Annotated in this window: 10 protein-coding genes; 6 read left to right on the top strand and 4 right to left on the bottom strand. The window is 53.6% G+C overall.

Annotation, left to right across the window (positions count from 1 at the left end; all coding sequences use genetic code 11):
* The first annotated feature begins 62 nt into the window (after positions 1 to 62).
* The gene (locus tag MHI43_RS31930) at positions 63 to 1,352 is read left to right on the top strand and encodes an adenylosuccinate synthase (protein ID WP_009591501.1); all 1,290 of its coding nucleotides are present in this window, start codon (positions 63 to 65) and stop codon (positions 1,350 to 1,352) included.
* A 439-nt stretch (positions 1,353 to 1,791) separates the two neighbouring features.
* Here the strand turns inward: MHI43_RS31930 and MHI43_RS31925 are convergent, their stop codons facing one another.
* The 4 genes from MHI43_RS31925 to MHI43_RS31910 form a co-directional block, all read right to left on the bottom strand.
* The gene (locus MHI43_RS31925; RefSeq protein WP_036659563.1) at positions 1,792 to 2,490 is read right to left on the bottom strand and encodes an ABC transporter ATP-binding protein; all 699 of its coding nucleotides are present in this window, start codon (positions 2,488 to 2,490) and stop codon (positions 1,792 to 1,794) included.
* A complete protein-coding gene (locus tag MHI43_RS31920) occupies positions 2,490 to 3,590 on the bottom strand; it encodes an ABC transporter permease (RefSeq protein ID WP_015738104.1) in 1,101 nt (366 codons plus the stop codon). The genes MHI43_RS31925 and MHI43_RS31920 overlap by 1 nt, the downstream gene beginning before the upstream one ends.
* A 120-nt stretch (positions 3,591 to 3,710) precedes the next feature.
* The gene (locus MHI43_RS31915) at positions 3,711 to 5,090 is read right to left on the bottom strand and encodes a HAMP domain-containing sensor histidine kinase (protein WP_015738103.1); all 1,380 of its coding nucleotides are present in this window, start codon (positions 5,088 to 5,090) and stop codon (positions 3,711 to 3,713) included.
* Complete coding sequence (locus MHI43_RS31910) at positions 5,087 to 5,764, bottom strand: response regulator transcription factor (RefSeq protein ID WP_015738102.1); 678 nt, start codon at positions 5,762 to 5,764, stop codon at positions 5,087 to 5,089. Before MHI43_RS31910 ends, MHI43_RS31915 begins: the two co-directional genes overlap by 4 nt.
* Positions 5,765 to 6,016: 252 nt before the next feature.
* Here MHI43_RS31910 and MHI43_RS31905 point away from each other — a divergent pair, with 252 nt between their 5' ends.
* From MHI43_RS31905 to yycH, 5 genes are all read left to right on the top strand, one after another.
* Positions 6,017 to 6,697, top strand: coding sequence for a hypothetical protein (locus MHI43_RS31905; protein ID WP_015738101.1), 681 nt, complete (start codon positions 6,017 to 6,019; stop codon positions 6,695 to 6,697).
* 306 nt (positions 6,698 to 7,003) lie between these two features.
* Positions 7,004 to 8,545, top strand: coding sequence for a peptidoglycan DD-metalloendopeptidase family protein (locus tag MHI43_RS31900; protein WP_235201601.1), 1,542 nt, complete (start codon positions 7,004 to 7,006; stop codon positions 8,543 to 8,545).
* 659 nt (positions 8,546 to 9,204) lie between these two features.
* Positions 9,205 to 9,936 carry a response regulator YycF gene (yycF, locus tag MHI43_RS31895; RefSeq protein ID WP_009591483.1) on the top strand — a complete coding sequence of 244 codons (732 nt, stop codon included), beginning with the start codon at positions 9,205 to 9,207 and terminating at the stop codon, positions 9,934 to 9,936.
* Entirely contained in the window at positions 9,936 to 11,765 is a 1,830-nt protein-coding gene (walK, locus tag MHI43_RS31890; protein WP_015738098.1) for a cell wall metabolism sensor histidine kinase WalK, read from the top strand. Before yycF ends, walK begins: the two co-directional genes overlap by 1 nt.
* Positions 11,762 to 13,036: a two-component system activity regulator YycH gene (gene yycH, locus MHI43_RS31885; RefSeq protein WP_036659561.1), complete on the top strand. Its 1,275-nt coding sequence runs from the start codon at positions 11,762 to 11,764 to the stop codon at positions 13,034 to 13,036. Before walK ends, yycH begins: the two co-directional genes overlap by 4 nt.
* The last annotated feature ends 4 nt before the right edge of the window (positions 13,037 to 13,040 follow it).

The following is a 13,040-nucleotide window of genomic DNA, read 5'->3' as shown; positions in this document are numbered from 1 at the left end:
ATTTATTTCATCAGTGTTACGCGAAATCATAAGGGTGTAACAGCCCGGGCGGAGGAATGAATATGTCAACGGTAGTCGTTGTGGGAACACAATGGGGAGATGAAGGGAAAGGGAAAATCACGGATTATTTGGCGGAAAGCGCCGACGTGGTAGCCCGTTACCAAGGCGGCAACAATGCCGGCCACACCATTCTGATTGACGGTAAAAAATTCAAGCTTAGCTTGATTCCATCCGGAGTATTCTATAAAGATAAAACCTGTGTAATCGGTAACGGTATGGTCGTTAACCCGGCTGCACTCATTGAAGAGATTAATTATATTCATGATAACGGGTTCAGCACCGACAATCTGGTAATCAGCGATCGTGCTCATGTTATCATGCCTTATCATATGGTATTGGATGCTCTGGAAGAGGACCGCAAAGGTCCGAACAAAATCGGTACAACGCGCAAGGGGATCGGCCCTTGCTACATGGATAAAGCGGCACGCAACGGCATCCGGATCGCAGATCTGATGGATGCGGAAGAGTTCGAATTGAAGCTTCGCCATCTGGTGAAGGAGAAGAACCAAGTGATTACCCAGGTGTACGGCGGGGAAGCGCTTGATGTTGAAGAGATTCTAACGCAATACCTGGAGTACGCCGAAGTTATTCGTAAATATGTGCGCGACACTTCCGTTGTCTTGAATGATGCCATCGATGAGAATCAAAAGGTATTGTTCGAAGGCGCGCAGGGCGTCATGCTGGATATCGACCAAGGGACGTACCCGTTTGTTACGTCTTCGAATCCTTCTGCAGGCGGCGTCTGCATCGGTTCCGGCGTAGGGCCGTCGAAGATTCAACAGGTCATCGGCGTGGCCAAATCCTATACGACGCGTGTAGGAGACGGACCATTTCCGACGGAGCTGGATAATGAAATCGGCGAATATATCCGTGAAAAAGGACATGAGTACGGCACGGTAACCGGGCGTGCTCGTCGCGTAGGCTGGTTCGACAGCGTAGTTGTGCGCCATGCCCGTCGCGTAAGCGGAATTACCGGCCTGTCCCTGAACTCGCTGGACGTGCTCAGCGGACTGGAGACCGTGAAGATCTGTACCGCATATAAATTCCGCGGTGAGGAGATTACGCACTACCCGGCCAGCTTGAAAATGTTAGCCGAGTGCGAAGCCATCTATGAAGAGCTGCCGGGCTGGAGCGAAGACATTACCGGCGCGAAGACGCTGGAGGATCTGCCTGAGAACACTCGCCGTTATGTTGAGCGGGTATCCGAGCTGACCGGCATTCCGATTGCCATCTTCTCCGTCGGCCGCAACCGGGAGCAGACGAATCAAGTGCTGCCGATTTATGAGAAGTAATCAAGCGTTGGACCAAGAATAGAGAGAGTGAAAGTTCAACTTTAAGTTATGTGAAATACACCCGCCGAAGATAGGGTTCGGCGGGCTTTTTTATGGCTGTAGAAGATCCGGGATAGGAGATGGCTTTCGAGCATACCATCGCTGTTCAATAGGTAGAAGAATTTGTCCCTTCAGCTAAAGAATATTATCCCCTAGTCATCCGCCCATCCACCCTATAATGGAGATAGACATAGAGGGCAGCACGCTGATCATTTGGAATTGGGGCTAAAAACAGCGGATGAATGCAGTCAGATCCATGTAGGGGGGACAGAAGCCATACGAACCTTCGAATAGACGTATGGCCTTCTTGAGCGCTGGACAAGGTACACGGCGGTCCAGCATAGTAAAAAACCGGATTCATCGACTAGGTTGCCTAGGGATGAATCCGGTTTTTGTCATGCTACAACACAATCGGCTGCGTCCGTTCGGACAGCTTGCCGTCCTCGATATAGACGACCCGGTCACATAGATCCAGCATGCGCTTGTCATGCGTGACCATGATGGCAGCTTTCCGGCGCAGCTTCACCTCATCGGCGAGCATTTGAACGACCGTCCGGCCGCGCTCGGAATCCAGACTTGCCGTCGGCTCGTCAGCCAATATGAGCTCCGGATCGTTCATCCATGCCCGGGCAATGGCAACCCGCTGCCGTTCGCCGCCGGACAGGCTCTCGGGATACCGAGACTTGCGATGCGACAAGCCCAGCCGGTGAAGCAGATCATCTGCCCGCCGCTGCGGCTCCTGGCCGTGCTGGTTAGCCAGCTTGGCCATCAAGAGCAGCTGATCGCGGACCGTAAGATACGGAATGAGATTGGAAGATTGAAAGACAAATCCGATATGGCGCAGCCGCAGCTGATTCATTTGTTTGGCGGGGAGCCGGGTGACCTCTTGATCGCCCATCCATATTCGTCCCCGGGTAGGGGATAGCAGTGCCCCGGCAATGGAGAGAAAGGTGCTTTTGCCCGACCCGGAAGGTCCGACCACCGCGACAAATTCCCCACCCTTGATATCCAGTGAAATGTTGTCCAGTACTTTAGCTGAGGTGTCCCCGTCACCGAATTCTTTGCTTACCTGATCCATCAACAGCTTGGATGATGTCATTATGCAGCCCTCCCGATAGCTTCGATTGCATCGATCTTGATGACCCGATATAGCGATAATAGCGATCCCATCAGGGAAACCGCCAGGAACAGCAAGGAACAGAGCAGAACGACCGAAGGCGTTAACGAAAACGGCACGATGCCGGACAACAGGAGCGAAACCCCGTACGTCAAGCCGATGCTGATCGCAAGACTGACGATGGTGAGGGTCAGGACCTGAAAGATCAGACTCCTCACCAGATAGCCGGTCCCCGCGCCGATGGCTTTCAGGACCCCGAACTGATTCATTTTCTGAATCGTCATGACGTAGAAGAACACGGCCAGCACGAAGGCTGCAATCACAAACAGGAACACAATCATCATGATGAGAGAACCCTGCTCCTCCTGAAAACCGGGAATCCCCTGCAGGGCTTCCTCTTTCGTGATCATCTCGATGCCGGATACGTCCCGGACCAAGGCTTCCTTCTGCTCCGGAGTTCCATTCCAAGCGATGGCATTATAGATAGGCGCTGGCTTCGCCGGGTTTGGCTGAAGCGTCTTCCACCCCTCAAAGTTCATGTGAATGACCGGGGCATGACTGAAGGATTGTCCCTCCGTAAAGGCAGCAATCGTAAACGTGGCGCCTGTAGCCTGATCCACGATCCGGTCGCCCAGCCGGTACCCGTCCTCTTTCAAGGAGCGGTCGGCCATCACAAGGTCGGCATCCGTATTGCTAATCATGGTGCCTTCAACGACTCGGGGTGCCAGCATGCTCTCCACATCAATGGCAAAAAAAGCCGCATCGAATTTGGCTGAGGAGCCTTCCTTGGTCAAGGTGTTCATGTGTACTCCGAGCGGAGTGGCCGGGTTTCCACCCGGGCGGCTCTGCACTTCGTTCCAGATCTCGCCGGTTAGTACGGAACGATTGATCCGATGATCGGACTCCTCCTGAAGCACCAGGTAGTCGGCTTTCATATTTTGTATGGAAGAGGCGTTATCGGAGGAAAGACCCTGGGCCAATCCCGTGACGAACAGGACGAGCCAGGCAATCAGTACCATAATGAAGCCAATCAGCAGATAGCGCAGCTTCGCATGTTGAAGTTCACGCAGTGCAAGAAACATGTTTCTCATCTCCATTCCTGATCATTAAGCAGCACATCCCTCGGTTTTTAATCTCTGCGGGATATGCCCCAAGTATAGGAATGGAATATGAACAGAGCATGAACTTGAGATTAGGCAGCATTATACGTTAGGAAGGATCACGGTGAAGGTGGTTCCCTTTCCAGGCTGACTCGTGACCTCAATACGTCCGCCATGCAGTTCGACAATTTTCTGGGTAATGGATAAACCCAATCCGCTGCTGCCCTCGGAGCGGTCGCGGGCCTCATCCACGCGGTAGAACCGGTTGAAGATGTGGGGCAGATGCTCCTGCGGAATGCCAATGCCCGTATCGGAGATCTCGATGCGGCATTGTGTGTTGTGTTCGATCACACGCAGGGAGATGGCGCCCTCAGGTGCGGTGAATTTAATGCTGTTGGTGATGAGGTTCGTCCATACCTGATGCAGCAGCTGCTGATCGCCGTAGACATAGGTCGGCGGCAGCGACATATCGATGGTCAAATCTTTGCTGCGCCAGTTCCATTCGGTGTGGAACAGCACTTGCTTGATTTGCTCGGCCACGTCGAAGGTGGATTTATCGAGAATGTTCTCTTCCTTATCCAGGGATGCCAGCATAAGCAGCTGTTTGCTGAGCTGCGACATCCGGCGGCTCTCCGCCTCAATGATCGATAAATAATGCTGCTGCTGTTCCTCGGACAAGCGCTTGGTTTGCAGCGTCTGCGAGAAGCCCTGAATGGAGGCCAGCGGCGACTGGATTTCATGCGAGACATTGGATACAAACTCCTGACGCATTTGCTCCAACTGCGCTAGCCCTTTGGCCATCTGGGAAAAATGGTCAGCAAGCTGCCCCAGCTCGTCACGCCGGGTAACGTTCAGCTTAATGTCATATTGGCCCTGCGCCACGCTCTGGGTGGCCTCGGTTAACTTCACGATCGGTTTCACGATATAGCGCGTAATAATGCCGACAAGCAGGATGCTCAGCAGGATGGCAATGACCATAATGATGGAGAAGAAGATACGCATCTCCCCGAACTGGACGGTAATATCGGGCCTGAGGAAGAGTGCGTGAGGGCTGCCTTCTACCTGTATGGGGATGCCGATGGAGTTGCTTAGGACATTGTCGAAAAAGCCGGTAATGAACAGCTCCGACGGAAACTCCGCAATGCCATGGTACACCTTCCCGTTCAGCACTTGCCGCACCGTTTCGGGCGAGAGGTCCTGTTCACGGAACATGCCGCCGTAGAACCACTCCTTGCCTTGATCGTTCACCAAATAGAATTGATAACCGAGCTGACCGATGTGATGGAGATAATCATGGATGTCCGTCTCCGGGTGGCTGTCATAAAAGTCCCCGATATCCTTGGCCATGGTGGTGACCTTCTGATCGTTAAAGGGCTTGAGATTGTATTGGTAGTACAGATTAGACAGCACAAAAGCTATCAAGCTGCTGATCACCATGATGGCGATGGTGGTGAGGACGATGCGCGAATAGAGGGTTTTCACTGCGGCGCCCCCTCCAATTTATATCCTACGCCCCGGACGGTCCGTATCCGGAAATCGCCGCTTCGGTCAGCGAAGCGTTCCCGGAGTCGTTTGATATGAACGTCCACGGTCCGGTCATCTCCGTCAAAATCCGTTCCCCAGATGAGCTGAATCAGCTCCTCGCGCGAGAATGTCCGGTCCGGATAGCTCGCAAGCTGAGAGAGCAGCTCAAACTCTTTCATCGGCAGCATCAGTACCTTTCCGTGTCCTTGAACCTCGTAGCTTTTGCGGTCGATGGTCGTTTCGTTCAGACGGATTTTGTCTGCGCTGACCATTTGATACCGCCGCAGCAGGGCTTTGATTCGAAACAGCAGCTCCCTTGGTTCAAACGGCTTGGTTAAGTAATCATCCGTGCCGACGGCAAAACCTCTCTCCTTGTCTACAAGCTGATCCTTGGCGGTCAGCAGAATGACGGGAACATCATAATAACGCCGGATTTCTTCGCAGAGCTGATACCCGTCCTTGTTCGGCATCATGACATCCACGACAGCCAGGTGAACCTGTTCTTCCGCCAAAAGGGCAGAAGCTTCTTCCCCGTCAGCTGCAGTGAATACCGTGTATCCTTCGGTTTGAAGATGATATAGCAGGAGCTCTCGAATATGCGCGTCGTCATCTGCGATCAATATATGAATCATTGCTAGATTGACCTCCTTCATAAGCGTTCCAATGACTATATATGTATCATACATTCCCTGGTGCGGTCGATGGAGCGCTCTATCGCATGGAAGTAGTGTGGCCTAAAAGGAACCGAATCATGAAATATATCAGATCGAAGTAGAAAAATTGGCGATCCCCACGATTGAAGCGATCCCGAGCGGTCAATACTGGAAAAAGAAAGCAATCATCGTCATGTCATTGCAGCATGCATGAGGAAGGAGGAGATACGGATGAAGTGGATGAAATGGCTGCTGAAAATCAGCTTGACCGCCATTCTGGTGAGCACGCTTACGATTGTGACCACGGGCATCGTCGTGAATGCCTATATTCAATCGGTGTTATCCAGCTTTAATATTCAGCTGGAAGCGGAGCCGATGGGGGTGGGAGGTATTATGAAGTCGATGCTGGGCGTGGGCTCCGGCACCAAGCCGGATGCGGGCAGCGTCAATGCCGCGAAGGGCAATCGCCAGTTGGAAGAAGATCAGGGCGCTGCGGACGATGTATCGGAAGCCGGAACCGAAACGAATGGAGGGGCCAAGGAGGACGAAGAGACGAGTTCAGGATCAACGGGAACGTCAGGGGAGACTTCGAACGATGAAGAGGCACCGGATAATTCCCTGCCCGTCATGGGCACGAATACGACAGAGTCTGGCGACTCCTCCCTGGAAGATCAGGAGATTGTCATGACACCGGGGGACATCGTGGACCGGAAGGACCGTTTGCCAACGGAGGAGAAGGAAGAGATTTTCACCATGCTGATGAACAAGCTGCCCCAATCCGAAATGCAGAAGATCTCTGAGGCGATGGAGGACGGTCTGACCGCTGCGGAGCTTGCGGAGATCGAGCAGGGCATATCCAAATATTTGAATCCGGAAGAATTCGATAAACTGATCACCATGCTCAAAGAATAACGGTATGACGGGTTTCAGGCAGGCTCTGTCACCGTTTTGTCACCGACATGCAAAAGCCCCATATTGGAAAATATCAGGAAACCCGCGCGGGGCGCGGGTTTTTCGCTATTTTCGTAAACTTGAAATGATTGTAAAGGCTATGTTAAAGTATACGAAGATCGAAAAGGTTAAAATTTTGATACCTTTTGACAGGTTGTGTCACATTCAATGCTAAGTCAGCAAGTTCAGATGAACGAATAACGGATTCTTACATATGGACAAGGCTTAAAGGAGAGAGACATGAAAGGTTCTAAGGGGAAACGGTGGATGGACAGCATCTTGCGCAAGCAAGCGGCCGATCAGTCTACCCTCAATCACAACTCAAATCAGGAGTCCCCAATGTCGTCGAATCCGCCAAAGCGGGGGTGGACATCACCGCGCAGATGGATTTGGATGTCGGCAGGGGTATTGCTCATAGCAGGATCGATATATACCGGCGGAAAAGCTTACGTGAACGCGAATACAATTCCGTTCTATCATGTGTATGTCGATGGGAAATCGATCGGTACCATTCAAGAAGATGCCCAACTTGACCAGCTGCTGAAAGCGAAGCAAAAGGAATATCAGGAGAAGTACCCTGATGTGCCCATGGTGCTTCATACCGACGGCATCACCACGAAGGCCGACCGTTCCTATAAACCGGTCGTGAACAGCGAGGAGACGCTTCATAAGCTGGATGGCATGCTGAAAGCATATGCCCGCGGCGTGGAGCTGAAGGTGGATGGCAAGACGGTGGCGATCGTGAAGGATCAACAGACGGCCAAGGCTGCCGTCGAAGCGGCTAAGCTGAAGTTCGCTCCGGCTGCTGCGCAGAAGGAGAAGACGCAGAGAGTCGCTTTCACGAGAACGTCCGCATCGGCATCGAGCAAGAAGAAGGATGACGCAAGCGGGCTCGAGTCCGTGGACATCAAGGAGAAGATTTCGCTTGCCAACACGAAGGCTGACCCGAACAAGGTGCTGGACGTGGAAGAAGCGGTCAAGGTGCTGACCGGCACGAAGGACAAGCCGGTGGTGTACACGGTGAAAGAGGGAGATACGATTTCCTCGATCGCACAGCATTTTGGCATGAAGTCTGCTGACGTCATGGCGCTCAATCCCGGGCTCGAAGAGAAATACGTTCAGATCGGGGCCGAGCTGCAGGTGACGAAGCCGGAAGCGCCGCTGACGGTCAGAACGGTGGAGACGGTGTCGGTGAAGCAGCCGAGCAAACCAGAGACGATCGTTCGCAAGAGCAGCGAGCTCGCGCTGGGCAAACGGAAGGTTGTCCGTCCCGGACGGGACGGCGTGAAGACGGTGGATTACATCGTGACCAAAGAGAACGGCAAGGTCATCTCCAAGCAATGGACGGGCCAAGAGGTGGTTCAGGAATCGCTGCCGGAAGTTGTGTATAAAGGCACCAAGGTAGCACCAAAGAAAAAAGCGGCAGCGGTGACCCAGAAGTCCAGCGGCAGCATGTTCGCTTGGCCGGTGAGCGGGGCGCGCATTACGAGCTCCTTCGGACATCGCTGGGGAAGAAGCCATGAGGGTATTGATATGGTTGGCGGAAGCACCATTATGGCAGCGGCTTCCGGAAGAGTGGTCTTCGCGGGTCAGCAGAGCGGTTACGGCAACGTCGTCATTGTCGATCACGGCAATGGATATCGCACGCTGTATGGGCATATGAGCAAGATTTCCGTCGGCAACGGCCAGTCTGTTGGACAAGGCTCCAAGCTGGGCGTCATGGGTAATACGGGCCGTTCCACCGGAACGCATCTGCATTTCGAAGTGCAAAAAAATGGAGTCGCCCAAAATCCGATGAAATATCTGTAGTTCTGTGTTATACTAGGTAAACCAATGCGACATAAGCCATTATTGGTTCATATATCATAAAAGTGAAGATGGCCGCTCCTTAACGGGGGCGGCCATCTTTGCGTCTTGCAGGCAGTGATTTGGGGATGTGGGACCGAACGGGAAAATAGTCTGCAGTGGTGTCGCAAGCGGTGTCCTTCTCCGTCGCTGTTGAATTCGAAAAATAGGAATGCCGCTTACGAGGAGATTTTCCGAATCCAAAGGCGATCGCTGCCGCTCTCCGAATGACACCGCATGCTGCGGTAGAGGGTATTTCCCTTATCCGTCGAGCCATTCCCGTGCACTCCAGCGAAGCTGCGAAGGGGGTGGCCGCCCCCTGAATCGGGACGGCCGTAGGGAGGCGGTGATTTGGGTGGGGATGTGGGACAGAACGGGAAATAGTCTGCCGTGGTGTCGCAAGCGGTGTCCTCCTCCGTCGCTGTTGAATTCGGAAAATAGGAATGCCGCTTTCGATGAGATTTTCCGAATCCAAAGGCGATCGCTGCCGCTCTCCGAATGGCGGACCAGTGGGTGTGTAGCGGCGGCAGGTGTGGTAAAATGAAAAGAAGACCGTTTAAGTGTGAGTTCAAAAAGGGACTTTTTGAACATCCTCTTTAAGAAGGTATGAGGTGAACAGGAAGATGCAGGGAACCATTCTGGTGGTGGATGACGAACAGCCCATCGCCGATATTTTAAAGTTTAACTTGGAAAAAGAGGGCTATGAGGTCATCTGCGCCTTTGACGGCATCAGCGCCGTGGAGATTGCGCTCACGCAGCGGCCGGATTTGATGCTGCTTGATTTGATGCTGCCCGGCAAAGACGGAATGGACGTGTGCCGCGAGGTACGTGCCGCTAACCTGCAGATCCCGATCATCATGCTGACGGCGAAGGACGGAGAGATCGACAAGGTGCTTGGGCTTGAGCTCGGGGCGGATGATTACGTGACGAAGCCGTTCAGCACGAGAGAAATACTCGCACGCGTGAAGGCGCATCTGCGACGTCAGCAGAAGCCGGATAACTCGGCGGATAACACAGGCGGCACAAGTGCAGGCGGACAAGGCCTGCGGCTGTTTGAGCTGTTTATTGATACGGACATGTACATGGTATACAAAAGCGGGGAAGCGCTCGATCTGACGCACCGCGAATATGAATTGGTTTATTATTTGGCCCGTAATGCCGGCAAAGTGATGACTCGGGAACATTTGCTGCAGGCGGTATGGGGCTTTGAATACTTTGGCGACGTGCGAACCGTGGACGTGACGATCCGCCGGCTTCGCGAGAAGATTGAAGAGAATCCGAGCAAACCGGAATATATCCTGACTCGGCGCGGACTGGGCTACCTGATGCGCAGCGCGAAAAACGGAGGCCTGTAATGAAGTGGCTGTCCTTCTTCCGCACCATCCAGGCGAAGGTCATCATCATTTATGTCCTTCTCATTCTGATCGCGATGCAGCTGATCGGGGTGTATTTTGTTAGTGCGATGAAGAACTCGCTGACCAGCAACTTCACGAAGGACTTGCAGGAACGCGCCGAACTGATGTCGGTTTTGGCCGCCAAAACCCTTGGCGGCGAGAACGATACCGAGGAGGATCCGATCGAGAGCCTGCGCGTCATGGTGAACAACCTGTTCAACCTGAACGGCGCCGAGATTCAGGTGCTGGATTCCACCGGGCGGGTGCTGACCACCTCGCTGCCCTCCCACGCCGATTATGTGAGCACCAAGAACACGCAGACGGTTGTCAGTCGGGCCTTGCAGGGAATACAGGATAATGAAGAGTACATCATCGACGATGATAATATCCGCAAAAAAGTGGTGGCCAAGCCCGTCATGTACAACGAGAAAATCGTCGGCGCGATATATATCGTAGCCAGCATGAGCGAGCTGTACAGCACGATGCAGCGGATCAACAATATTTTTATATCGGGCATTCTTTTGGCCCTCGGCTTGACCGCGGTGCTTGGCGTAATCCTGTCACATACGATTACCCATCCGATCAAGGAGCTGACCAAGCATGCCCGGGCTGTCGCAGATGGCCGGTTTACCGAGAAAACGCCGGTATTCGGCAGCGATGAGATCGGCCAGCTCAGCCAGGCGTTCAACTATATGACCAGCCGTCTGCGCGAAGCTCTCTCGCAGAACGAAGAAGAGAAGGAGAAGCTTGCTTCGATCCTGACGAATATGAGCGACGGCGTGATCGCAACCGATGAGGCGGGGCGTGTCATCCTGATGAACCGGCGCGCCGGTGAAATGTTGGGCGTGGAGGGGGAAGAACTGGCAGGGCACGATATCGTGTCCCTGCTGGGCCTGGAAGAATCCGAATCCGAAGCCTTGGCACGCGGCGAAGGCCATGATTCGAAGCTGCTAGAGATTACGCCGCGCGAGGGCGGCGAGCCGTTCATGATGCGCGTGACCTTCACGCCGATTCACCGGCGGGAGATCGGCATCACGGGCACGATTGCCGTGCTGCAGGACGTTACCGAGCAGGAGAAGCTGGAGGCATCCCGACGGGAGTTCGTGGCGAATGTATCCCATGAGCTGCGCACGCCGCTGACCACCATCAAGAGTTATACCGAGGCGTTGGAGGATGGCGCGCTGGAGGATAAACAGATGGGGCCGCGATTCGTCGGCGTCATCCAGAATGAGACCGGCCGGATGATCCGGCTGGTGACGGACCTGCTGCATTTGTCCCGGCTGGATTCCAAGGAGGCCGCTCTGCATAAGGAGCGGACGGACATCGTGGAAATGCTGGAGGACGTAGAGGACCGATTCTCTTTCCAAATGAAGCAAAAGCATATTCGCACCATTATCGAAGTGAAGCCGGGCGTATCCACGGCGATGCTGGACCGGGACGGCATTGACCAGGTTCTCGATAACCTGATATCCAACGCCCTTAAATATACGCCGGACGGAGGCACCATCACCATGGATGCAAGCATAACGGAGGAAGGCATGTTATCCTTATCCGTTAAGGATACCGGGATCGGTATTCCGAAGAAGGATCTGGACCGGATCTTTGAGCGCTTCTATCGGGTGGATAAAGCACGGACGCGCAATTTGGGCGGAACGGGCCTCGGTTTGTCCATTGCCCGGGAAATTGTCAGGGCACATGGAGGTTTCATTACGCTTCAATCCGAATTGGAGAAGGGCACCACGGTGACCTTTACCTTGCCCCTGGACGATGAGGGGAGGGTGTTAGCGTGAAGGAGCGATTGAAGACCGTGCTGCTGGTCCTGTTGGTCGTTGGCAGCTTGGTACAGAGTTATGTGTTGATTTTCCGTTTTCCGGGCAGCGACTCGGTTGTGCAATCGAAGGACGCCTATATCCGAACCGAGGAGATGGGACCGGAAGAGAAGCCAGAGAATCTGCTCTTTCCCGACAAAATGGTCATTCATCTGGGCGAAGACAAGCATACGGTGTTCTATCCGAACGATACGTTCTATAATCTCGTGTATAACCGGCTTAAAGGCCGGACCTTTGATAATTTCCAGCGGCGGATGGTCAGCAACATCGATTGGGCCAAGGTTCGTTCCGAGAATCGAGGCATTGAGCTGAGCTTTGATTCAGGCATTCCGGTAACGCTGCTCCAGAGAGTGATGCAAATCGTCCCGGACACCCTGTTTGAAGGGGAAAGCATCAACAAAATGTGGCTGTACAGCGTGGAAGGCGAAGCGAAGATCCATGTCATGTTTTTCAGTACGGAGGGCGATGTCGTCTATGAAGCCGCCCAGGCGGATTTGACCGTACAGGACGTGGATCAGCTGGTGGACTTCGGGCTGAGCTGGACGCCGTATAAGATGGTGGATGGCCGGTATTATACCCCCGAGAAGGAGCTGAATATGGTCAGCATTGAGCTGCCGATCGGGGAATATACGGTTGATCAAATGCAGCGCAGCCTGTTTTTTGACCCGAGCATCACCCGCAACATCCGGGAAAAAGACGGCTCCGAGATTTATACGGACAGTAAGCGGAGCCTCCAGGTAGACCAGGGACAGAAATGGATCAGCTATACCGATCCGGCTGCACCGCCATCTGGAGAGAGCAGTCCCGGCAAGGATGTGCTGTCCGCCATTGATTTCGTGAATCAGCACGGGGGCTGGAATGGCACATACAGGCTGGCTAAAGCGGGTGAATCCGAAGATCGGACACTGGTGAAATTCCAGCAATACTACGGCGGATTTCCGATCATGAATACGTCAGGCTTCCAATATGGCGTCATGGAATTGGACTTGCAGCAGGGAACGGTAACCTCCTATGAGCGCTCGCTGTTATATCTCGAGCCGGCCTCTTTGAAGAAACAGATGGTAAAGCTTACGGGAGGCGAGGCCTTGGAAGCGAAGCTGAAGCCTTACGAGGAGAGTGTGGTTACAGGTCTGGATCCCGCCTATTTACCGGTGCTGACGGGAGAAGGGCTGCTGCTGAAGCCTGTATGGGCTTTAAAGCTCCAGAACGGCTCGGTTGTCATACTCGAGTAATCAT

Source organism: Paenibacillus sp. FSL H8-0457 (genome assembly GCF_038051935.1).
Taxonomy (GTDB): domain Bacteria; phylum Bacillota; class Bacilli; order Paenibacillales; family Paenibacillaceae; genus Paenibacillus_AQ; species Paenibacillus_AQ lautus_A.
The sequence above is the reverse complement of the archived record's forward strand: the minus strand, read 5'-3'. Positions and strand labels throughout refer to the sequence as shown.

Bases quoted from the DNA above. Each gene is read 5' to 3' on its own strand.
- MHI43_RS31920 (WP_015738104.1), bottom strand. From the start codon at position 3,590: ATGTTTCTTGCACTGCGTGAACTTCAACATGCGAAGCTGCGCTATCTG.
- walK (WP_015738098.1), top strand. From the start codon at position 9,936: ATGAAGTGGCTGTCCTTCTTCCGCACCATCCAGGCGAAGGTCATCATC.
- MHI43_RS31910 (WP_015738102.1), bottom strand. From the start codon at position 5,764: ATGATTCATATATTGATCGCAGATGACGACGCGCATATTCGAGAGCTC.
- MHI43_RS31900 (WP_235201601.1), top strand. From the start codon at position 7,004: ATGGACAGCATCTTGCGCAAGCAAGCGGCCGATCAGTCTACCCTCAAT.
- yycF (WP_009591483.1), top strand. From the start codon at position 9,205: ATGCAGGGAACCATTCTGGTGGTGGATGACGAACAGCCCATCGCCGAT.
- MHI43_RS31925 (WP_036659563.1), bottom strand. From the start codon at position 2,490: ATGACATCATCCAAGCTGTTGATGGATCAGGTAAGCAAAGAATTCGGT.
- MHI43_RS31930 (WP_009591501.1), top strand. From the start codon at position 63: ATGTCAACGGTAGTCGTTGTGGGAACACAATGGGGAGATGAAGGGAAA.
- MHI43_RS31905 (WP_015738101.1), top strand. From the start codon at position 6,017: ATGAAGTGGATGAAATGGCTGCTGAAAATCAGCTTGACCGCCATTCTG.